General features: G+C 73.5%; 23 protein-coding genes. 1 reads left to right on the top strand and 22 read right to left on the bottom strand.

Going from position 1 to position 20,381, the window contains the following annotated elements:
• Positions 1-92 precede the first annotated feature (92 nt).
• The 12 genes from ABZV78_RS19810 to proS all read right to left on the bottom strand — a co-directional run bounded on the left by ABZV78_RS19810 (position 93) and on the right by proS (position 8,451).
• Positions 93-416, bottom strand: a complete 324-nt coding sequence (locus tag ABZV78_RS19810) for a DUF2469 domain-containing protein (RefSeq protein WP_007075222.1) — start codon at positions 414-416, stop codon at positions 93-95.
• Positions 413-1,273 (bottom strand): ribonuclease HII, encoded by an 861-nt coding sequence (locus ABZV78_RS19805; protein WP_355640490.1) that lies wholly within the window; start codon positions 1,271-1,273, stop codon positions 413-415. Before ABZV78_RS19805 ends, ABZV78_RS19810 begins: the two co-directional genes overlap by 4 nt.
• Positions 1,267-1,734: an NUDIX hydrolase gene (locus ABZV78_RS19800; protein ID WP_355640488.1), complete on the bottom strand. Its 468-nt coding sequence runs from the start codon at positions 1,732-1,734 to the stop codon at positions 1,267-1,269. The genes ABZV78_RS19805 and ABZV78_RS19800 overlap by 7 nt, the downstream gene beginning before the upstream one ends.
• Before the next feature lie 48 nt (positions 1,735-1,782).
• Positions 1,783-2,415 carry a signal peptidase I gene (gene lepB / locus ABZV78_RS19795; RefSeq protein WP_355640486.1) on the bottom strand — a complete coding sequence of 211 codons (633 nt, stop codon included), beginning with the start codon at positions 2,413-2,415 and terminating at the stop codon, positions 1,783-1,785.
• Positions 2,412-3,293, bottom strand: coding sequence for a signal peptidase I (gene lepB, locus ABZV78_RS19790; RefSeq protein WP_355640484.1), 882 nt, complete (start codon positions 3,291-3,293; stop codon positions 2,412-2,414). Before lepB (ABZV78_RS19790) ends, lepB (ABZV78_RS19795) begins: the two co-directional genes overlap by 4 nt.
• A 193-nt stretch (positions 3,294-3,486) precedes the next feature.
• The gene (gene rplS, locus ABZV78_RS19785; protein WP_189193895.1) at positions 3,487-3,846 is read right to left on the bottom strand and encodes a 50S ribosomal protein L19; all 360 of its coding nucleotides are present in this window, start codon (positions 3,844-3,846) and stop codon (positions 3,487-3,489) included.
• 143 nt (positions 3,847-3,989) lie between these two features.
• On the bottom strand, positions 3,990-4,778 hold the full coding sequence (trmD, locus tag ABZV78_RS19780; RefSeq protein WP_355640482.1) for a tRNA (guanosine(37)-N1)-methyltransferase TrmD: 789 nt from the start codon (positions 4,776-4,778) through the stop codon (positions 3,990-3,992).
• Positions 4,779-4,794: 16 nt separating this feature from the next.
• Positions 4,795-5,439 (bottom strand): ribosome maturation factor RimM, encoded by a 645-nt coding sequence (rimM, locus tag ABZV78_RS19775; protein ID WP_355640480.1) that lies wholly within the window; start codon positions 5,437-5,439, stop codon positions 4,795-4,797.
• On the bottom strand, positions 5,439-5,699 hold the full coding sequence (locus tag ABZV78_RS19770) for an RNA-binding protein (protein WP_030500803.1): 261 nt from the start codon (positions 5,697-5,699) through the stop codon (positions 5,439-5,441). Before ABZV78_RS19770 ends, rimM begins: the two co-directional genes overlap by 1 nt.
• Positions 5,674-6,132 (bottom strand): 30S ribosomal protein S16, encoded by a 459-nt coding sequence (rpsP, locus tag ABZV78_RS19765; RefSeq protein WP_212837558.1) that lies wholly within the window; start codon positions 6,130-6,132, stop codon positions 5,674-5,676. The genes ABZV78_RS19770 and rpsP overlap by 26 nt, the downstream gene beginning before the upstream one ends.
• 242 nt (positions 6,133-6,374) lie before the next feature.
• Complete coding sequence (locus ABZV78_RS19760; protein ID WP_355640478.1) at positions 6,375-7,043, bottom strand: DUF402 domain-containing protein; 669 nt, start codon at positions 7,041-7,043, stop codon at positions 6,375-6,377.
• Between the two features lies 1 nt (position 7,044).
• Positions 7,045-8,451, bottom strand: a complete 1,407-nt coding sequence (proS, locus tag ABZV78_RS19755; RefSeq protein ID WP_355640476.1) for a proline--tRNA ligase — start codon at positions 8,449-8,451, stop codon at positions 7,045-7,047.
• A 92-nt stretch (positions 8,452-8,543) separates the two neighbouring features.
• Between proS and ABZV78_RS19750 the strand changes: the two genes are divergently transcribed.
• Entirely contained in the window at positions 8,544-9,176 is a 633-nt protein-coding gene (locus tag ABZV78_RS19750) for a TetR family transcriptional regulator (RefSeq protein WP_355640474.1), read from the top strand.
• A gap of 10 nt (positions 9,177-9,186) precedes the next feature.
• Here ABZV78_RS19750 and ABZV78_RS19745 read toward each other — a convergent pair whose 3' ends face one another.
• The 10 genes from ABZV78_RS19745 to ABZV78_RS19700 all read right to left on the bottom strand — a co-directional run bounded on the left by ABZV78_RS19745 (position 9,187) and on the right by ABZV78_RS19700 (position 20,262).
• On the bottom strand, positions 9,187-10,266 hold the full coding sequence (locus ABZV78_RS19745; RefSeq protein WP_355640472.1) for an amidohydrolase family protein: 1,080 nt from the start codon (positions 10,264-10,266) through the stop codon (positions 9,187-9,189).
• 18 nt (positions 10,267-10,284) lie between these two features.
• Positions 10,285-10,863: a Uma2 family endonuclease gene (locus ABZV78_RS19740; RefSeq protein WP_355640471.1), complete on the bottom strand. Its 579-nt coding sequence runs from the start codon at positions 10,861-10,863 to the stop codon at positions 10,285-10,287.
• A gap of 68 nt (positions 10,864-10,931) precedes the next feature.
• The gene (gene ffh, locus ABZV78_RS19735; RefSeq protein WP_355640469.1) at positions 10,932-12,485 is read right to left on the bottom strand and encodes a signal recognition particle protein; all 1,554 of its coding nucleotides are present in this window, start codon (positions 12,483-12,485) and stop codon (positions 10,932-10,934) included.
• A gap of 147 nt (positions 12,486-12,632) precedes the next feature.
• On the bottom strand, positions 12,633-13,289 hold the full coding sequence (locus ABZV78_RS19730) for a response regulator transcription factor (protein ID WP_355640467.1): 657 nt from the start codon (positions 13,287-13,289) through the stop codon (positions 12,633-12,635).
• Positions 13,286-14,410: a sensor histidine kinase gene (locus tag ABZV78_RS19725; RefSeq protein ID WP_355640465.1), complete on the bottom strand. Its 1,125-nt coding sequence runs from the start codon at positions 14,408-14,410 to the stop codon at positions 13,286-13,288. The genes ABZV78_RS19730 and ABZV78_RS19725 overlap by 4 nt, the downstream gene beginning before the upstream one ends.
• Positions 14,411-14,428: 18 nt before the next feature.
• Positions 14,429-15,250 carry an ABC transporter permease subunit gene (locus ABZV78_RS19720; RefSeq protein WP_355640463.1) on the bottom strand — a complete coding sequence of 274 codons (822 nt, stop codon included), beginning with the start codon at positions 15,248-15,250 and terminating at the stop codon, positions 14,429-14,431.
• A complete protein-coding gene (locus ABZV78_RS19715; RefSeq protein WP_355640461.1) occupies positions 15,240-16,142 on the bottom strand; it encodes an ABC transporter ATP-binding protein in 903 nt (300 codons plus the stop codon). Before ABZV78_RS19715 ends, ABZV78_RS19720 begins: the two co-directional genes overlap by 11 nt.
• A gap of 76 nt (positions 16,143-16,218) precedes the next feature.
• Positions 16,219-18,483, bottom strand: coding sequence for a [protein-PII] uridylyltransferase (locus ABZV78_RS19710; protein ID WP_355640460.1), 2,265 nt, complete (start codon positions 18,481-18,483; stop codon positions 16,219-16,221).
• A gap of 17 nt (positions 18,484-18,500) precedes the next feature.
• Positions 18,501-18,839 (bottom strand): P-II family nitrogen regulator, encoded by a 339-nt coding sequence (locus ABZV78_RS19705; RefSeq protein WP_013284578.1) that lies wholly within the window; start codon positions 18,837-18,839, stop codon positions 18,501-18,503.
• A 25-nt stretch (positions 18,840-18,864) separates the two neighbouring features.
• Positions 18,865-20,262, bottom strand: coding sequence for an ammonium transporter (locus ABZV78_RS19700; protein ID WP_355640458.1), 1,398 nt, complete (start codon positions 20,260-20,262; stop codon positions 18,865-18,867).
• Positions 20,263-20,381 lie beyond the last annotated feature (119 nt).

Below are 20,381 nucleotides of genomic sequence, written 5' to 3'. Positions count from 1 at the left end.
CTGGCCCCCCGGGACTTGGGGGTCTTGGGGGCGGATACAACCGCCTCGGGGCGGGGGTCGGGCCGGCGGGCCCGCCGGCCGTTCGGGTCGGGTCAGCCGCCGAATCCGGAGTCTGCGGGAAGCGAGATGTCGGGCTTTTCGAGCTCTTCCACATTGACGTCCTTGAACGTCATTACGCGGACATTCTTGACGAATCGGGCGGGGCGGTACATGTCCCACACCCAGGCGTCGTGCATCTCGACCTCGAAGTAGACCTCGCCGTCCGAGTTACGCACGTGCAGGTCGACCTGGTTCGCCAGGTAGAAGCGGCGCTCGGTCTCCACCACGTAGGAGAATTGGCGGACAATGTCGCGGTACTCCCGGTAGAGCTGCAGCTCCATCTCGGTCTCGTACTTCTCGAGATCTTCCGCGCTCATCGCACTCCGCCTTCCATGACCACATCTTCCCCCACCGACGCCGGAGGTCGCGGCTGCTCGCCCAACGCCACGCCGACGGTACCCCCTGGCGCGCCGGAGCGCTCCATCGGCTCGTCCGGGCCATCGGCGAACGCCTCGTCCGGGGCGCCGAAGAGCGCCTCGTCCGAGGTGCCGGCGGCCGGCCGGCGGGAGCGGGGCGGCCGCCCGTCCCGTCCGGAGACGGTGGCCACGTTCACGTACGAGAAGCGGTGTTCCCGGCAGGGCCCCCGCTCGCGCAGCGCGGCGCTGTGCTCGGGGGTGATGTAGCCCTTGTGCTCGGCGAAGCCGTAGCCCGGGTACCGCTCGTCCAGTTCCACCATGATCCGGTCCCGGGTGACCTTGGCGAGCACGCTCGCCGCCGCCACGCAGGCAGCCACCCGGTCCCCCTTCCAGACCGCCAGCCCGGGCACGTCCAGCCCGTCCACCCCGAAGCCGTCGGTCAGCACGTATTCCGGCCGGGTCGTCAGCGAGGCGAGCGCCCGGCGCATGGCGGCCAGGTTGCACACGTGCAGCCCCCGCGCGTCGACCTCCTCGGCGGGGATGACCACCACGGCGTACGCCAGGGCCCGCGCCACCACCTCGTCGTAGACCCGATCCCGGGCCGCCGGGGTGAGCAGCTTGGAGTCGGCCAGCTCGTCGATCTCGCCGCGCCGGCCCTCGGGCAGCACCGCGGCGGCGGCCACCAGTGGCCCGGCGCAGGCGCCCCGGCCGGCCTCGTCGGCGCCGGCGACGTGCCGGAAGCCGCGCCGCTGCAGGGCCCGCTCCAGCGCGTAGAGGCCGCCGTCGCGGCGCACCACGGTGCGCGGCGGGGTCAGCACGGGCCACCTCCGGCGAGCGCCCGGGTGAGCCGGTCCGCCAGGTCCGGCGGATAGTGGCGCTCGGTCGTCCCGACCAGCTCGGCGATCGACCACCAGCGGTGGCCGTGCATGCTGGCCTGCTCGATCTCGTTGAAGCCCGCCGTGTCGACCTCCCAGGTCGGCACCCGGACCAGGAAGAAATCCTGCTCCTGGCGGTACCAGACCCCGTCGAACGGGAACTCGACCGTCTCCGCCCAGACCGGCGCGCCCAGCTCGGCCGGGGCCAGCCGCAGCCCGGTCTCCTCGGCCAGCTCGCGGGCCGCGCCCGCGGCCGGGGTCTCCCCCGGGTCGAGGCCGCCGCCGGGGGTGAACCAGTAGCGGTGGCCCGGCCGGGCCGGATCACTGCCCTCGAACAGCAGCACCCGGTCGGACGCGTCGACGAGCAGCACCCGGGCCGCGCGACGAGGGGTGTAGACGGTCACCGCACAAGCCTGCCAGACGCCTCCGACGAACGCCCACGCCCTCCGGGGTCAGGGATTGGGGATGCCGTCGAACTGCTCGGGCACGCTGAGCCAACCCGCCCGGCCGACCGGCCAGAAGATCGTGAAGGCCCGCCCGACCACCTGGTCCTCCGGGATGGTGGCCTCGGTGATGTCCTCGCCGGACTGCTGCCAGTGCTCCAGCGAGTCGCCGGAGGCCTCCCGGTGGTCGCCCATCACCCAGAGCCGGCCCTTCGGCACCGTGACGTCGAAGTCCTGGTCGGCGGGCTTGTTGCCGGGGAAGATGAACGGCTCGTCGATCGGCTTGCCGTTGATGACCAGCCGCTCCTGGCCGCCGGTGCGGTCGCAGCAGACCACGTGGTCGCCGCCGACCCCGATCACCCGCTTGATGAAGTCCTCGCCCTCCGGGTTGCCGCTCCACTCGGTGGGCGCCTTGAAGACGATCACCTCGCCCCGGTGCGGCGAGCGGAAGTCGTACACCAGCTTGTTGACCAGCACCCGATCGTCGATCTTGAGAGTGTTCTCCATGGACGGGGAGGGGATGAAGAAGGTCTGCAGCACGAAGGCACGAACCAGCACTGCGACCAGGATCGCCACACCCAGGAGGATGGGCAGCTCCTTCCAGAAGGAGCTGCGCGGTTTCTCGGTCTGCTCGTCAATCACGGGTGGAGCCTACGTCCCCGGCCGTGGCGCAGTCGCCCCGAACGCGCGAGAACGGAGAGCGCCGCCGCGACCGGGAGGATCAGGACGACGCCGCCCACCGGGTCGGCATCCACCGGGGCCGGACGGGCCGGCGCGGCGTTGGGTTGCGGCAGGTCGGCGAAGGTCTCCGGGACCGGCAGCGTGGTCCACCGCTGGGACGGCCAGACGATCATGAAGGCCCGGCCGACCACGTTGTCGATCGGCACGGGCCCCTGGCACCGGGCGTCCTGCGAGACCAGCCGGTGGTCGCCCATCACGAAGATCTGCCCGGGCGGCACGACGATCTCGGTGAACTGCCGAGAACGGCACTCCTTCGGGTTCGGCGGCAGCTCGACCGGCGAGTCCTCGGAGACGTACCCCCGCTCGTCCAGCGGCACGCCGTTGACCACGACCCGGCCGTTGTCGCAGCACCAGACCCGGTCGCCGGGCACCCCGATGACCCGCTTGATGAAATCCTTCTCCCCGGGCCGGCTGATGCCGACCAGGTCACCGAGCGTGCGGCCGACCTTGCCGGCAAGGTTGGTCGGCGGGGCCGGGGCCTCCTGGGCGACCCACCGGTCGGTGCCCCGGAAGACCACCACCTCGCCGCGGACCGGGTCGCGGACGTCGTAGACGACCTTGTTGACCAGCACCCGGTCGCCGATGAGCAGGGTGTTCTCCATCGACCCGGACGGGATGAAGAACGCCTGGAGCAGGAAGGTGCGGATCAGCACCGCGAGGCAGAAGGCGACGACGAGGAGGAGCGGCAGCTCCTGCCAGAGCGGCATCTGCCGGCGGGCGCGCCGGGCCCGCCGGCGCCACGGGTCGACGGTGCCGTCCTCGTCAAGCATCTGCACCATGCCACTCTCCGGTCCGCGGAAACGACACTACCGCCCGGGAGTCTCCTCGGGAGACCCCACGGGCGGTAGCGGACCGCTGTGACACCGCGTCGAGTGGGCGCGGCGCGCCGTCCTCCGGCGCCCGTACGACCAGGGTAATGGGATCTGGTCGATACGACATCCGCACAGGTCAGACGGCGTGGCGAGCAAAAATTCAGCTCGTCGGCTGCTTCTCGCGCAGCTCCTTGATCTTGGCCTTCTTGCCCCGCAGCTCGCGCAGGTAGTAGAGCTTGGCGCGCCGCACGTCACCGCGGGTCACGACCTCGATCCGGTCGAGGGCCGGGCTGTTCAGCGGGTAGGTGCGCTCCACACCGACGCCGAAGCTGACCTTGCGGACCGAGAAGGTCTCGCGCAGACCGTCACCCTGGCGGCGGATGACGACGCCCTGGAAGATCTGGACCCGGGACCGGTTGCCCTCGACGACCCGCGCGTGCACCTTCACGGTGTCACCGGCGCGGAAGTCGGGCAGGTCAACGCGCTTCGACTGGGCGTCAAGGGCGTCCAGGATGTTCATCGCTGTGTCCTCGCGAGGCTCACGGCGCACCGTCAGTCGGTGCGCGGATGGGTGATTCTGACCCCCGGGTGGTGGCCGGCGACGCCGACCCCGGTCGAGGGTCCTCGCAGCCGCCCACGGCGTGGACGGATGCGGCAACCCCTCTACTTTGCCACATCCCCCGCCGGCGGCGGAAATCCACCCCGGTCCAGCGCCGCCCGGTCCCGCTTGTCCAGGCTCTCCGGCGGCAGCGCGACGATCATGTCGGGGCGGCGGCCCGCCGTGCGCAGCAGCGCCTCGTCGCGCCGCCAGCGGGCGATCTTCCCGTGGTCGCCGGAGCGGAGCACCTCGGGCACCTCGTGCCCGCGCCAGCTCGCCGGCTTGGTGTACATCGGGGCTTCCAACAGCCCGTGGGCGTGCGACTCCTCGTCGAGCGAGCCGGCGTTGCCGAGCACCCCGGGCAGCAGCCGGGTGACCGCCTCCAGGATGACCAGCACGGCCACCTCGCCGCCGAAGAGCACGTAGTCGCCGAGGGAGACCTCGGTCACCCGCATCCGGGTCGCCGCGTGGTCGAGCACCCGCTGGTCGATGCCCTCGTAGCGGCCGCAGGCGAAGAGCAGGTGCGACTCGGCGGCCAGCTCGTGCGCCATGGCCTGGGTGAACGGAACGCCGGCCGGCGACGGGACGAGCAGCCGGGGCAGGGTGTGCCCGTCCGGGCTCAGCTCGTCGGGGGCCAGGGCGTCGAGTGCCTCGCCCCACGGCTCCGGCCGCATCACCATGCCGGGACCGCCGCCGTAGGGGGTGTCGTCGACCGTGCGGTGCACGTCGTGGGTCCAGGTCCGCAGATCGTGTACGGCCAGCCGCAGCGTGCCGCTCGCCCGGGCCTTGCCGATCAGCGACAGGTCCAGCGGGGCGAAGTATTCCGGGAAGATCGACACGATGTCGACGCGCATCAGTGGGTGGCTCCAGTCAGAGGTCGAGCAGCCCGCCGGGCAGCTCCACCACCACGCGTCCGCCCGGGACGTCGACCTCGGGCACGATCGCCTTGACGAACGGGATGAGCGCGGTCCGCCCGTCGGGGCGCCGCAGCACCAGCAGGTCGGAGGCAGGGGCGTGGTCGATGCGGGCCACCTCGCCCAGCCGCTCGCCGGCCGGGGTCACCACGGCCAGGCCGACCAACTGGTGGTCGAGGAACTCCTCCGGGTCCGCCGGCGGAGCGACGTCGGCGCTGTCCACGCCGAGCAGGGTGCCGCGCAGCGCCTCGGCGACGTTGCGGTCCAGCACGCCCTCGAAGGCGACCAGCAGCCGCCCCTGGTGCCAGCGGGCCGACTCGATGGTCACCTTGTCCGGCACCCGGTAGGCCCCGGGCTCCGGTGGCGCGACCGCCCCGGGCTCGGTGCGCAGCACGCGCTCTTGGGACTCAGCCCGGGGCATCGCCCCGGGCTCGGTGCGCAGCACGCGCTCTTGGGACTCAGCCCGGGGCATCGCCCCGGGCTCGGTGCGCAGCACCGACCCCGGGGCGAATCTCGCTTCGGGCTCATCGGTCCGCACCTCCACGGTGACCTCACCGCGGATGCCGTGCGGCTTGCCGATCCGGCCGACGATGAGAAGCATCAGTACGAGTCGACGATGTCGACGCGCACCCCGCGCCCACCGATGGAGCCGATCACCTGGCGCAGCGCCTTGGCGGTCCGGCCGGACCGCCCGATCACCGTGCCGAGGTCCTCCGGGTGCACGCGGACCTCGAGCCGCTTGCCCCGACGGGAGTCGACCATGCGCACCCGGACGTCGTCCGGGTGGTCGACGATCCCCTTGACCAGGTGCTCCAGGGCGGGACGCAGCGCCATGTCAGGCCTGCTCGCCGGACTCGGCACCGGTCTGCTCCTCGGCCTTCGGCGCCTCGGCCTCGGCGGCCGGGGCCTGGGCCTTGGCGGCCTTCTTGGCCGGAGCCGGGGTCTCCGCCACGCCGGCGGCGGCCTTCGCCTCGGCCTCGTACGCCGCCTTGCGGTCGGCCCGCTCCGCGGCGACCTTCAGCGGCGGCGGGGCCGGCAGGCCCTTGAACTTCTGCCAGTCACCGGTCAGCTCCAGCAGGCGCTGCACGGCCTCGCTCGGCTGCGCGCCGACGGACAGCCAGTACTGGACCCGCTCCGACTTGACCTCGATCACCGAAGGGTCCTCCTTCGGCTGGTACACACCGACGAACTCGATCGCGCGACCGTCACGCTTGGTGCGCGAGTCGGCGACGACGATGCGGTACTGCGGGTTGCGGATCTTGCCCATCCGCAGGAGCCGGATCTTTACGGCCACAGTTGTTTCGCTCCTGTTGCGATCTCACCGGCCCGGTGCGGGCGGTGTGGCGGGTGAGCGCCGACCGGCACAGTGGGGTTTGGGCCGGAGACTGCTCGGTTAACTGGCGACGCGCCCGGGTTAGAGGGCGCCGGACGCGCGCCGGATACCAGCGAACCATTCTGCCATGTCCGGCCCGGATCTCTCACACCGGACCCGGACAGCTCACCCGGGTCGACCACCGGGTGACGAACGACACGCGCTCAGCGGACCGGCGGCCGGTCCCAGCCGGGTGGCAGTTCGTCCGGTTCGTCCCAGTCGGCCGGCGGGGTGAAGTCGCACCAGGTGCCGTCGAAGGGGAACTCGCCGGCCTCGGCGATCCGGATCACCCGCTCCCCCTCGGCCCGGACCGCCTTCTCGTCGGTGACCCAGTAGTGCTCGGGGAAGGCGAGGCGCTCGAGGAACTCGTCCTCGTCCTTCCACTCCCAGCTCAGGTCCGGGTGGACCACCACGTCGAGGTCCTGGTCGACCATGTCGACCCCGGCCACCGCGCCGTCGTCCCAGCGGACCCCGGGCTCCTCCAGGTTGACGTACCAGTTCTGGAAGCGGTCCTGCGCGTCGCGGAACCACCAGACCGAGTGGGCGGCGCCGGTGGGCAGGAACTTCAGCACCGGCGGTCCGCCCCAGCGGCCCCGGGCCAGCCGGTAGGACGAGGTGATCCACTCGGCGAAGGGCACGGCCCGCATGCCCAGGCCAGCCTCGGTCACCTCGTGCGCCACCGGGCTGTTCCGGGCCACCCAGAGCAGCAGGCCCCGGTCGTCGTCGCAGACCACGCGGGCCGCCCGGACCCAGCCGAGCCGGCCGTGCCGCACGTTGCGGTGCAGGATCAGCCGACCCGGCGCGAACCGGCCGGCCGGAGCGTCCGGCCGCACCTCAGTAGGCGCGGGCCAGGACGGCGACCAGGTCGGGCTCGTCCTCGGAGTCCGGCACCGAGCCGTCGGCCCGCAGCAGGCACCGGACGGTGACGCCCTGGCCGTTCGCCTCGGCCTCGCCCTGGACGCCGACGGCCGACCACGGCACCTTGGCCCAGCCGGTGGCGGCCGCCTCGATGGCCTCGGCCAGCGTGCCGACCTCGACCGTGCGGGACTGCCGGAACGCCAGCGCCTGGTCGTGCAGCGCCTGCTGGTCCGCCTCCAGGGCGGCGAGCACCGCGCCCACCACGTCGGCGACCGGGACCGGCGCCTTCGACCCGTCCGTACGCCGGACCACGACCGCGTTGCCGGCGGCCAGGTCGCGGGGGCCGACCTCGACGCGCACCGGGTAGCCCCGCAGCTCCGCGTCAACCGCGCGGCGACCGAACGCCGTGTCGGTCCGGTCGTCCAGCGCGACCCGGACGCCGGCGTCGCGCAGCGCGTCGCGGAGCTTGGCCGCCGCCTCGCCCACGCCCTCGCCGTCCTTGACGATCATGACGTACGCCTGGACCGGCGCCAGCTTCGGCGGCACCCGCAGGCCGTTGTCGTCGCCGTGGCACATGATCAGGCCGCCGAGCATCCGGGTCGAGGTGCCCCAGGAGGTGGTCCAGGCGTGCTCCCGGCCGCCCTCGGCCGAGGAGTAGCTGATGTCGAACGCCTTGGCGAAGTTCTGGCCCAGCTCGTGGCTGGTGCCCAGCTGGAGCGCCTTGCCGTCGCCCATCATGCCTTCGCAGGTGTAGGTGGCGGTCGCGCCGGCGAAGCGCTCGCGGGCGGTCTTCAGGCCGACCACCACCGGGATGCCGAGCACGTTGACCATCAGGTCCTCGTACGCCTCGTGCAGGATCCGGCGGGCGTAGGCCCGGGCGTCCTCCCGGGTGGCGTGCGCGGTGTGCCCCTCCTGCCAGAGGAACTCGCTGGTGCGCAGGAAGATCCGGGGGCGCAGCTCCCAGCGGACCACGTTCGCCCACTGGTTGAGCAGCAGCGGCAGGTCCCGGTAGGAGTCGATCCACTTGGCCATGAACTCGCCGATCACCGTCTCGCTGGTGGGGCGGACCACCACCGGCTCGGCGAGCTGCTTGCCACCGCCGTGGGTGACCACGGCCAGCTCCGGCGAGAAGCCCTCGACGTGCTCGGCCTCGCGCTTGAGGTAGCTCTCCGGGATGAAGAGCGGGAAGTACGCGTTCTCCGCGCCGGCCGCCTTGATCCGGGCGTCCATCTCGGCCTGCATCCGCTCCCAGATGGCGTAGCCCGCCGGTCGGATGACCATGGTGCCCCGCACCGGGCCGTTGTCGGCCAGCTTCGCCTTGGCGATCAGGTCCTGGTACCAGCGGGGAAAGTCCTCCGCACGGGGAGTGAGCACGCGTGCCATGACCGCACATCCTATGCGCCGGGCGGGCCGCCGCTGCGCCCGGGAGTCGGCGCGCGCCGTGTCGCGCCGGCCGACCGTAGACTTCGACGGCGATGGGTGAGCTTTCTACCGAGCCACGCGGCGCCAGGAGCGCCGAGCCGGAGTCGTCGCGGCAGCGGCTGCGGGACGCGATCGTGGACGCCGCCCGCGCGCGGACGATCGCCGCCGGCTGGGACGGCGTCCGGATGGGCGGGGTCGCGGGGGCCGCCGGAGTGAGCCGGCAGACCGTCTACAACGAGTTCGGCAGCAAGGCCGGCCTGGCCGAAGCGCTTGCCCGGCGCGAGGTGGACCGGTTCGTCGGCGAGGTCCGCGCGGCCCTCGACGCGCACGGTCCCGACGTGCGCGCGGCGGCCTACGCGGCCATCCGGCACACCCTCGCCTCGGCCGCGGACAACCCGCTGGTCAAGGCGATCCTGACCAGCGCCCGGGGCGGCTCCGACGAGCTGCTGCCCTACCTGACCACCCGGTCCGAGCTGGTGCTCGCCGAGTCGTCGGGGGCCCTGCTGGAGTGGGCCGCCCGGCACCTGCCGGAGGCCGACCCGACGGCCCTGGCGTTCGCCGCCGACACCATCGTCCGCCTGGTGGTCAGCCACATCGTGCTCCCCCAGACCCCCGTCGACGACACGGCCAACCGCCTCGCCGACCTGGCCCTCCACCTCTTCCACACCGCCGCCACGCCGGGGTGAGCCGTGGCCGTCAGCGGAGGACGCGGCCGCGGAGGATGACGCGGGAGGGGGTGCGGACCACCCGCAGGTCGCGGCGGGGGTCCTCGGGGTAGACGGTCAGGTCGGCCAGGCCACCCTCGACCAGGCCGGGGAAGCCGAGCCACTCCCGGGCGCGCCAGGAGGCGGCGGCGAGCACGTCCTCGGCGGACATGCCGGCCTGCTCGTGCAGGAGCAGCATCTCCTCGGCGGCGAGCCCGTGGTCGATGCCGCCGCCCGCGTCGGTGCCCACGTAGATCGGCACGCCCGCCTCGTGCGCGGCCCGGACCACCTCGGGGAAGCGGTCGCGCAGGGCGAGCATGTGGTCGGCGTACCCGGGGAACTTCGCGCGGGCCTGCTCGGCGATGTGGCCGAAGGTCCGGATGTTGATCATCGTAGGCACCAGCGCCGTGCCCCGCCGGGCCATCAGGTCGATCAGGTCGAGGCTCAGCCCGGTGCCGTGCTCCACCGAGTCCACCCCGGCCCGCACCATGATCTCCACGGCGGACTCGCAGAAGGTGTGCACGGCCGCGCGTACCCCGGCGGCGTGCGCGGCGGCGACGGCCGCGGTCATGGCGTCGGCGTCCCAGGCCGGCGCGAGGTCGCCCACGCCGCGGTCGATCCAGTCGCCGACCAGCTTGACCCAGCCGTTGCCGGCGGCAGCCTGCGCGGCCACCGTCGCGGCCAACTCGGCCGCGCCGACCTCCACCCCGATGTCGCGCAGGTAGCGCTTCGGCGGCGCGACGTGCCGGCCGGCGCGGGCCAGTCGCGGCAGGTCCGGCTCGTCGTCGAGTTCCGGGTACGGGTACGGCGAGCCGGCGTCGCGGATGGCCAGCACCCCGGCGTCCCGGTCGGTGCGGGCCAGCTCGCGGGCCTGGTCGAGGGAGGTGATCGGGGCGCCGCCGCGGGCGATGCCGATGTGGCAGTGGGCGTCGGTCAGGCCGGGCAGCACGAAGCCGCCGTCGACGACCGTCTCGGCGCCGGGCACCGGTTCGAAGGTGACCCGGTCGCCGACCAGCCAGACGTCCCGGACCTCGTCGTCCGGCAGGAGCACACCGCGCACATGCAGAGCCATGTGCACAGTCCTACCGGATCACTCCCCCTCGGGGGCGAGCAGGTCGTTCTTCCGGGCGGTGAGCGCCGGCAGGTCGACGGAGACCTTCCACGGCTTCTCGGTGACGAACAGGTCCTCGGTGTGGGTGACCTGGTCGTACTCGCGGCCCGCGCCCAGCGCGTACTCGGTCAGCATGATCCGCTCCTGGCTCGGATCCACGACCCAGTAGGACCGGACGCCGGCGTGCGCGTAGACCTTCGCCTTGTCGTACATGTCAGGGAAGTTCGACGTCGGCGAGACGACCTCGACGGCCAGCAGGGCATCCTCGACCGGGACCGGCGAGCGGTCGGCGTGCCGCCGGCGGATCACCACCACGTCGGGGCGCGGCTCGTTGCGCCGGTCGACCCGCATGGACAGGTCGATGCTGACGAGGTAGTCCGGCGGGCAGTTGACGCGAAGCGCGAGCAGCAGTTCAACACACAGCTCTTGGTGCACGGCAGTCGGCGACGGCACGATCAACCTTCCGTTGATCAGTTCGTACGGAAGGTCCCTGGGCAGGTCACCCAGGTCGTCGACCGTCCACTCGTGCCGCTCCGGCAGGATCGGGGCCGCGGTCATGACATCTCCTTCCAGGGGGCGACACGACCCTAGGTGATGATCGCGTCGCCCACCGTCACCGACACGCGTCAGCGGGGGTGCTTGTCACCGCCCTTGCCGAGCTTGTTGAAGTCGATCTTCGGGAGCTTGAAGCCCGGCGGCAGGCCCTGGCCGCCGGCCAGGTCGCCCGGGTCCAGGCCCGGCGGGAGCTGCGGCATGCCGCCCGGGAAGCCGCCCGGCACCCCGGCGCCGGTGCGCGGCCGGCCGCCGCCCTTGGTGCCCTTGCGCTTGTTCTTCGGCGACTTGGTCGCCTTGCGCCGGCCGCCACCGGGCAGGCCCATCATGCCGCCCATCTGCTTCATCATCTTCTGCGCGTCGGCGAAGCGGTTGAGCAGTTGGTTGACGTCCATGACGGTGACGCCGGAGCCGTTGGCGATGCGGGCCCGGCGGGAACCGTTGATGATCTTCGGGGTGGTGCGCTCGGCCGGGGTCATCGACCGGATGATCGCGGTGACCCGGTCGAAGTGCTTGTCGTCCAGCTCGGCGAGCTGGTCCTTCATCTGCCCCATGCCCGGCATCATGGCCAGCACGTTGGCGATCGGGCCCATCCGCCGGACCGCGATGAGCTGGTCGAGGAAGTCCTCCAGGGTGAACTGCTCGCCGCCCATCAGCTTGGCGGTCATCTTCTCCTTCTGATCGGCGTCGAAGGCCGCCTCGGCCTGCTCGATCAGAGTGAGGACGTCGCCCATGCCGAGGATCCGGCTGGCCATCCGGTCGGGGTGGAAGACGTCGAAGTCCTCCAGCTTCTCGCCGGTGGAGGCGAACAGGATCGGCTGCCCGGTGACCTCCCGCACCGACAGCGCGGCGCCACCGCGGGCGTCGCCGTCGAGCTTGGAGAGGACCACACCGGAGATGCCGACGCCGTCGCGGAACGCCTCGGCGGTGCGGACCGCGTCCTGGCCGACCATCGCGTCGATGACGAAGATGACCTCGTCGGGCTGGACCGCGTCGCGGATCTCCGCGGCCTGCTGCATCATCTCGGCGTCGATGCCGAGCCGGCCGGCGGTGTCGACGATGACGATGTCGCGGGCGGCCCGCTTGGCGTGCTCGATCGAGTCGCGCGCGACCTGCACCGGGTTGCCGACGCCGTTGCCGGGCTCCGGGGCGTACACCTCGACGCCGGCCCGACCGCCGAGCACCTGGAGCTGCCCGACGGCGTTGGGACGCTGGAGGTCGGCGGCGACCAGCAGCGGCTGGTGCCCCTGGGCCTTGAGCCAGCGGGCCAGCTTGCCGGCGAGGGTGGTCTTACCGGAACCCTGGAGACCGGCCAGCATGATCACGGTCGGCGGGTGCTTGGCGAACTGGAGCCGCCGCCCCTCGCCACCGAGGACGTTGATCAGCTCCTCGTTGACGATCTTGACGATCTGCTGGGCCGGGTTGAGCGCCTGGGAGACCTCGGCGCTGCGCGCCCGCTCCTTGACGTTCGCGATGAAGCCCTTGACCACCGGCAGGGCGACGTCGGCCTCCAGCAGCGCCATGCGGATCTCGCGCGCGGTGGCGTCGATGTCGGCGTCGGTGAGCCGACCCTTGCCGCGGAGCTTGGTGAAGATCCCGGACAGGCGGTCACTCAAGGTGTCAAACACGCGAACATCCCGTTTGTCGGTTTGGCGGGCACAGTCGGCCGGCACGCACACGTCCGGCTACCCGCAAGGGTAACGGTCCCGTCTCCGCACTGCTTCCCGCCGGCCCGACCCCCGCCAGGAGATCACGACCGCCGCGCCGCCGGTCGGTCACGAGACGACCAGGCCCGACTGGTACGCGAAGACCACCAGCTGGGCCCGGTCCCGGGCGCCCAGCTTGACCATGGCCCGGCTCACGTGGGTCCGGGCGGTCGCCGGGCTGACCACCAGCCGCTCGGCGATCTCGACGTTGCTCAGCCCCTCGCCGACCAGGCCCACCACCTCACGCTCCCGGTCGGTGAGGGTGGCGAGCCGGGGGTGCGGGCGGGGCACCCGGGCCGGCCGGGTGGCGAACTCCCGCACCACCCGCCGGGTCACCGACGGGGAGAGCAGCGCCTCCCCCTCGGCGACCAGCCGGATCGCCCGCAGCAGCTCGGCCGGGCGGGTGTCCTTGGTGAGGAAGCCGCTGGCGCCGTGCCGGAGCGCGTCGAAGACGTACTCGTCCAGCTCGAAGGTGGTCAGCACGACCACCCGGGTGCCGGCCAGCGCGGGGTCGGCGACGATCCGGCGGGTCGCCTCGATGCCGTCGACGCCGGGCATCCGGACGTCCATGAGCACCACGTCGGGGCGTTCCCGGCGGGCCGCCTCGACGGCGGCGAGCCCGTCGGCGGCCTCCCCGACCACGGTGAGGTCGTCCTCGCTCTCGATGAGGGCACGCAGCCCGATCCGGACCAGGTCCTGGTCGTCGGCGAGCAGCACGCGGATCATGTGACCTCCTCCACGGGCAGTGTGGCGGACACCCGGAACCCGCCGGTGGAGGCCGGGCCGGCGGCGAAGGAGCCGCCCAGCGCGGTGACCCGCTCCCGCATGCCGGCCAGCCCGTAGCCGGGCCGGTCCGCCGGGGCGGCCGCGCCGCGGCCGGTGTCGGTGACCTCCACGGCGACCTCGGTGGGCGCGTACCGGAGGGAGACCGTGGCGGTGGCCGGGCCGGCGTGCCGCAGCACGTTGGTGAGCGCCTCCTGCACCACCCGGTACGCGGCCAGGTCCACCGCGACCGGGAGCGGGCGGGCCGGCCCGTCCACCTCGACGGTGACCGGCAGGCCGGCGCCGGCCAACCGCTCGCGCAGCTGCGGGAGCTGGGCCAGCCCGGGCGCGGGCGCGCGCTCGTCGGCCGCCTCGTCGCGGCGGACCACGGTCAGCGTCACCCGCAACTCGTCGAGCGCCTCCTTGCTGGTGCGGCTGATCGCGGTGAGCGCCGCCTCGGCCTGCTCGGGCTTGCGGGCCAGCAGGTGCAGGGCGACCTCGGCCTGGAGGTGGATGGCGGCGAGCCCGTGGCCGACCACGTCGTGCACCTCCCGCGCCACCCGCAGCCGCTCGGCGTCGGCCAGCCGGCGCGCCTCGTCGGTGCGGTTCCGCGCCGCGTTCTCCCGGCCCAGCCGCACCGTGACCCCCACGGCGAACGGCACCACCACCCAGGCCGCGGCCGGCATGAGCCCGACCAGGCCGGGTGGGTGCGCCCCGACGAAGACGTGCGTGAGCAGCACGAGCAGCGCCACCCCGGCGGCGGCCGCCGCGAGCCGCAACGGCCGGTACGCGGCGACCGTGTAGATCGCGACGAAGAACGACAGCAGGATCGGGCCGTAGGGGTAGCCGAGCACCAGGTACGCGGTGCTCGCGGCGGTGACCACGGCCAGGGTGGCCAGCGGCCAGCGCCGGCGCACGGCCACCGCGAGGGCGGCCACCACGACCAGCGGGTAGGTGGCCCGCCCGGTGCCCACGCCTTGGTTGAGGCCGGCCGGCGCGGTGCCGGCCAGCCCGATCGCCAGCAGGGCCAGGGCGACGAGGCCGTCCAGGAGCCAGGGGCCCCGGTTGCCACGCTCGCGGTCCACGTCCCCTCCCGCCCCGCCTCAGCCGATGTCCCGCCGGCGCAGCAGCACCGCGCCGACCGCCGCGAACCCGACCAGGTACGCGGCCACCACCACGGCCGCCTGCCCGCCGCCCACGGTGGCGGCCACCCCCGGGGTGTCTCCCGGCGCGCCCAGCGCGGCGGCCAGCGAGCCGGCGTTCGGCCCGGGCAGCCCCTCCTGGGCCTTGGCCACCCAGTCGACCAGCGGCGCGGCGATCGCGGCGAGCAGGTTCTGCACCGCGAGCATCCACACCAGGCCCAGCCCGACCGGCAGCGCCACGGCGCGCAGCGCGACGGCGAGCACGGCACCGAGCATGGCCCACATCGTCGCGATGAGCCACCCCGCCCCGATCCCGGTGAGCAGGTCGCCGACCGGCGGCCAGGTCACCGGCTGCGCCTCGGCGGACGCGATGAGCAGGCTGGTCACCGCGCCGACCGCGAACACGGCGAGCACCACGGCCAGCGCGGCGGCGGCCAGGGCGAGCAGCTTGCCGGCGTACACCTCCAGCCGGGTCGGGCCCTGGGTGAGCACGGTCTTCCAGGTGCCCCAGCCGTACTCGCCGCCGACGGTGAGCACGCCGAGGATCAGCAGGATCGAGCCGAGGAAGACCGGCAGGCCGCCGAGGGAGTTCCCGACCAGGTGGTCGGGGAGCAGCGCGGGCAGGGCCCGGTCGGTGTTCGGCCCGTCGGTGCCGCCGGCCACGCCGGCGTACGGGAAGACGTAGGTGAAGATCAGCGAGAGCACCAGCGTGATGGCCAGCAGCAGCCAGCTGGCCGGCCGCCGGACCAGCTTGACCGTCTCGGCGCGGAAGCTACGCGACATCGGCCGTTCCCTTCTCCACGAGGTCGAAGAAGACCTGTTCCAGGTCCCGTTCCCGGGGGCGCAGCTCGCGCACGGCGAGGCCGGCCCCGACCAGTTCGGTGTTGAGCCAGGCGGCGCGGTCCGGGTCGAGGGCCAGCTCCAGCCCGCCGTCCACCACCCGGACCCGCTCGGCGCCGACCAGTTCCCGCGCCCGGTCGGCCGCCGCGTCCAGCGGGTCGGCGAGCAGCCGCAGCCCGGCCGCGCCGCGCAGCTCGGCGACGGTGCCCTCGGCGACCAGCCGGCCCTGGGCGATCACCCCGACCCGGTCGCAGACCTGCTCGACCTCGCCGAGCAGGTGGCTGGAGACCAGCACCGTGCAGCCGGCCGCGCCGAGCCGGCGGATGAGGGTGCGCATGTCCGCCATGCCGGCCGGGTCGAGGCCGTTGGTCGGCTCGTCCAGGATCAGCAGGCGGGGGTCCTTGAGCAGCGCGGCGGCCACGCCGAGCCGCTGCTTCATGCCCAACGAGTAGCCGGCGTAGCGGTCGCCGGCCCGGTCGGTCAGGTCGACCAGGTCGAGCACGAGCGCGACCCGGTCGGGGCCGACCCCGGCGTAGCGGGCCAGCACCCGCAGGTTGTCCCGGCCGGAGAGGTACGGGTAGAAGGCCGGCCCCTCGATCAGCGCCCCGACCCCGGTGAGCCGGCCGGCGGTGGGCGGCCGGCCGAGCAGCCGGACCGTGCCGGCGGTGGGCCGGACCAGCCCGAGCAGCATGCGCAGGGTGGTGGTCTTGCCGGCGCCGTTGGGGCCGAGGAAGCCGTACACCTCGCCGGCCCGGACGGTGAGCTGGAGGTCCCGCACGGCGGTCAGGCCGCCGTACCGTTTGGTGAGCCCTTCGGTCTGCACTGGCAGGTTCATGCCACCGAGCGTGCCGCCGGGCGGCCGCCGGCACGTCGCCCCGGCGGCGGCTTCCGGACTACGTCCCCTGACGTAGTCAGACGGCGGCGAGCACGGCGGCCTCGACCCGGGCCCGGTCGGCGTCGGACGGCCAGCCGCCGACCAGGTAGAACGCGTCCACCACGTCGCCGCCGAGGGTGGAGATCCGGGCCGCCCGCACCTGGGCGCCGGCCTCGTCGAGGGCGCAGGTGACCCGGTAGAGCAGCCCGGCCGCGTCGGCCGCGCGCAGCTCCAGCAGCACCGCGTCGGTGGCCGCCTCCCGGTGCCAGACCACCCGGGGCGCGGCGCCCTGAGCGCGCGCGGCGAGGGCCCGGCCGCGCAGCCGCTGGGTGACCGAGACGTCGCCGGTGACCGCGCGGCGCAGGTCGGCGCGGAGCGCGATCGGGTCGGGGGCCAGGCCGTAGCGCGGCTGCACCCGGCACTGCACCAGGGCCCGGCCGTCGACCGTGGCGGCGTCCGCGGAGATCACCTCCAGCCGGTGCAGGGCCAGGCAGCCGGCCACCGTGGCGAGCAGGCCCCGCCGGTCGGCCGCGGCCACCGACACCCGGTCCTCCCCGAGGTGTACGACCGGCAGCGGCCCGGCGACCAGCGCCGGGTCGGGGGCCGGCGGGGCGGGCACCACACCGGTGTCCAGGGCGGTGCGCACCCGGGCGACCAGTTCGGCGACCAGCCGCCCCTTCCAGTCCGACCAGGCGGCCGGCCCGGTGGCCGCGGCGTCGGCCCGGACCAGGCCGTGCAGCAGGTCCAGGGTGGTGGTGTCGCCCACCCGCTCGGCGACCCCGGCCACGGTCTTCGGGTCGGAGAGGTCCCGCCGGGTGGCCACGTCCGGCAGCAGCAGGTGCAGCCGGACCAGCTTGGCGATCAGCGCCGCCTCGTCCTCGGGCAGCCCGATCCGGGTGGCCACCGCCTCCGCCAGGGGCGCGCCCACGGTGCTGTGGTCGCCCGGGAGGCCCTTGCCGATGTCGTGCAGGAACGCGCCGAGCAGCAGCAGGTCGGGGCGGTCCACGTCGCGGGTGTGCCGGCTCGCCTCGTACGCGGCCTGCACCAGGTGCCGGTCGAGGGTGAACCGGTGCACCGGGTTGTGCTGGGGCAGGCTGCGCAGCCTGGTCCACTCGGGCAGCCAGCCGTCGACGAGCCCGTACCGGTCGCAGGTCTCCCAGGCGGGCACCAGGCCGGGACCGGCGCCGAGCAGGGTGATGAGCGCGGCCCGGGCGGCCGGCGGCCAGGGCGCGGGCAGCGGCGGGCAGTACGCGGCCAGCCACTCGCAGGTGGCCCGGGCGATGGGCAGCCGGGTGGTGGCGGCCGCGGCGGCGACCCGCAGCGACAGGCTCGGGTCGGGGCGGGCGCCGATCGCGGCGCGGGCGAGCACCAGCTCGCCGTCCTGCTCGACCACGTCCCGGGCGACCGGACGGCGCAGTGGCCGGCCGCCGGCGGTCCGGTGCCGGCCGGCGCGGAGCCGGTCGGCGGCCCGCCAGGCGTCGTCGAGGGCGTGGCTGACGGTCCGGGCGTCCCCGGCCACCCGACGCAGCAGCGCGTCACCGTCCTCCAGGAGCAGCAGCTTCGCGACGCCGTCGCGTTCCTGGGCGACCAGCCGGTCGACCCGGCGGCCGACCTGCTGGTGCAGGGCGTCCCGGGTGTCCAGCAACCGCCGGTGGGCGGCGTGCACGGCGGGGCGGAGCGCGTCGGTGACGCCCGCGGTGGCGATGGCCCGCAGGAGGCCGACGTCGCGCAGCCCGCCGGCGGCCTCCTTGAGGTCGCCCTCGAGGAGGAAGGCCAGCTCGCCGTGGGTCTCCCAGCGGGCGGTGGTGATCTCCCGCAGCCGCGGGAGCTGCCGCACGGCGGTCCGCCGCCAGTGGTCGGCCGCGGTGCGGACGAGTTGGTCGGCCAGGGCCGGGTCGCCGGCCACGTGGCGGGCGTCGAGCAGGCCGAGGGCGACCTTGACGTCGTCCTGGGCCACGGAGAGCGCCTCGGCGACGGTCCGCACCGAGTGGTCCAGCCGCAGCCCGGCGTCCCAGATCGGATACCAGAGCGAGGCGGCCAGCTCGTCGGTGCCGGGCACCCCGGCGTGCAGCAGCACCAGGTCGAGGTCGCCGTGGGGCGCGCACTGGCGGCGGCCCAGCCCGCCGACCGCGATCAGCGCGATGCCGTCCCGCGCGGGGAAGATGCCGCGCAGCCAGGCGTCCAGGGCGTCGGCCCGGGCCGCCCGGGCCTCGGCGCCGATCCCCCCGGGTACGCCGGCGACCTCGTTGACCACGGGCCGGCCGTCCCCGGTGGGGTCGGTCGTCGTGGTCAACGAGGTCACGTCGGTCGGATCCGGCGTCAGAGGGCGTCGAGCCCGCGCTCGCCGGTGCGCACCCGGACGACCTCCTCGACGCCGGTCACCCAGACCTTGCCGTCGCCGATCTTGCCGGTCCGGGCGGCGCCCACGATGGCGTCGACGATCTTGTCGACGTCCATCTCGTCGGTGAGCACCTCGACCCGGATCTTGGGCAGGAACTCGACCGTGTACTCGGCACCCCGGTAGACCTCGGTGTGCCCCTTCTGCCGGCCGTAGCCCTGGACCTCGCTGACGGTCAGGCCGGCCACGCCGAGGGCGTGCAGGGCCTCCTTCACCGCGTCCAGCTGGTACGGCTTGATGACCGCGGTCACCAGCTTCATGTCCAACCCCTCCATCCCAGGAACGTTAACCGGCGACCTTCTCGCTGACCGGCTCGGCGGGCTCCTCCGCCGCGTCGGTGGGTTCCGGGGCCGGCTTGGCGGCGCCGATCCCGGCCATGGCGAACGCGCCCCCGCCGCTGCCGCCCGTGCTGGGCGACAGGTCGTACGCGCTCTCCGCGTGCTCGGCGACGTCGATGCCGTCGACCTCGGCCTCGGGGTCGGTGCGGAGCCCGATCAGGGCCTTGACGGCGAGGGCGATCACCGCGGCCACGGCGAACGAGTAGACCGTGACGATCCCGCTGCCCAACGCCTGACGGCCGAGCTGGGTGAGGCCGCCTCCGTAGAACAGGCCCTCGCCGCCGCCCAAGCCCTCGATGGCGGAGTTCACCTGGAGGGTGGCGAAGAAGCCGATGGAGAGCGACCCGATCCAGCCACCGACGAAGTGGACGCCCACCACGTCGAGCGAGTCGTCGAAGCCGAACCGGTACTTCAGGCTCACCGCGAGGGCGCAGACCGCGCCGGCGACGAGGCCGACCAGCACCGCCGGAAGCGGGGCGATGAAGCCACAGGCCGGGGTGATGGCGACCAGCCCGGCGATCGCGCCGGAGGAAGCGCCGACCAGGGTCGGCTTGCCGTTGCGCAGCCACTCCACGACGATCCAGCCGAGCACGGCGGCGGCCGTGGCGACCTGGGTGTTGACGAACGCCACCGCGGTGGTGCCGTCGACGGTCAGCTCGGAGCCGGCGTTGAAGCCGAACCAGCCGAACCAGAGCAGGCCGGCGCCGAGCGCGACGAGCGGCACGTTGTGCGGCTTGAAGCTCTCCTTGGGCCAGCCGATCCGCTTGCCGAGGACCAGCGCGAGACCGAGGGCCGCGGCACCGGCGTTGATGTGTACCGCGGTGCCGCCGGCGAAGTCCAACGCCTTGATCTTGGCGCCGATGAAGCCGCCGCCCCAGACCCAGTGCGCGACCGGGATGTAGACCAGGGTGAACCAGGCGAAGGCGAATAGCAGCCAGCCGGAGAACTTCAACCGGTCGGAAACCGCGCCGCTGATCAGGGCCACGGTGATGATGGCGAACATCATCTGGAAGACCATGAAGACGTACGTCGGGATGCCGGTGCCCGCGCCGAGGAAGAGCCACTCCTCGCCGATGAACTTCGTCTCCGTGCCGAGGTACTGGGTGAAGCTGCCGATCACGTTGTTGAGCCCGGCATTGCCGTTGGTGCCGAACGCCAGGGTGAAGCCGTAGATGACCCAGAGAACGGAGATGAGCCCGATGGAGCTGAAGCTCATCATCATCATGTTGAGTACGCCCTTGGACCGGTTCAGGCCACCGTAGAACAGGGCGAGACCCGGCGTCATGAGCAGCACGAGCGCAGACGACAGGAGCAACCAGGCGGTGTTGCCGGTGTTGATCTCCACGCTGCCTCCTCTCGGTGTGGTTGTCCTCCTTCCGACTGAGACCTGGCAGCATCGCCCGTCAGCCGGTTGCGCGGAAGCTTGCTCGGCGGCTGTTTCCTTCACCGACACCGCTCGATTTC

The organism is Micromonospora sp. NPDC004540, from assembly GCF_040610095.1.
Taxonomy (GTDB): domain Bacteria; phylum Actinomycetota; class Actinomycetes; order Mycobacteriales; family Micromonosporaceae; genus Micromonospora.
The sequence above is the reverse complement of the archived record's forward strand: the minus strand, read 5'-3'. Positions and strand labels throughout refer to the sequence as shown.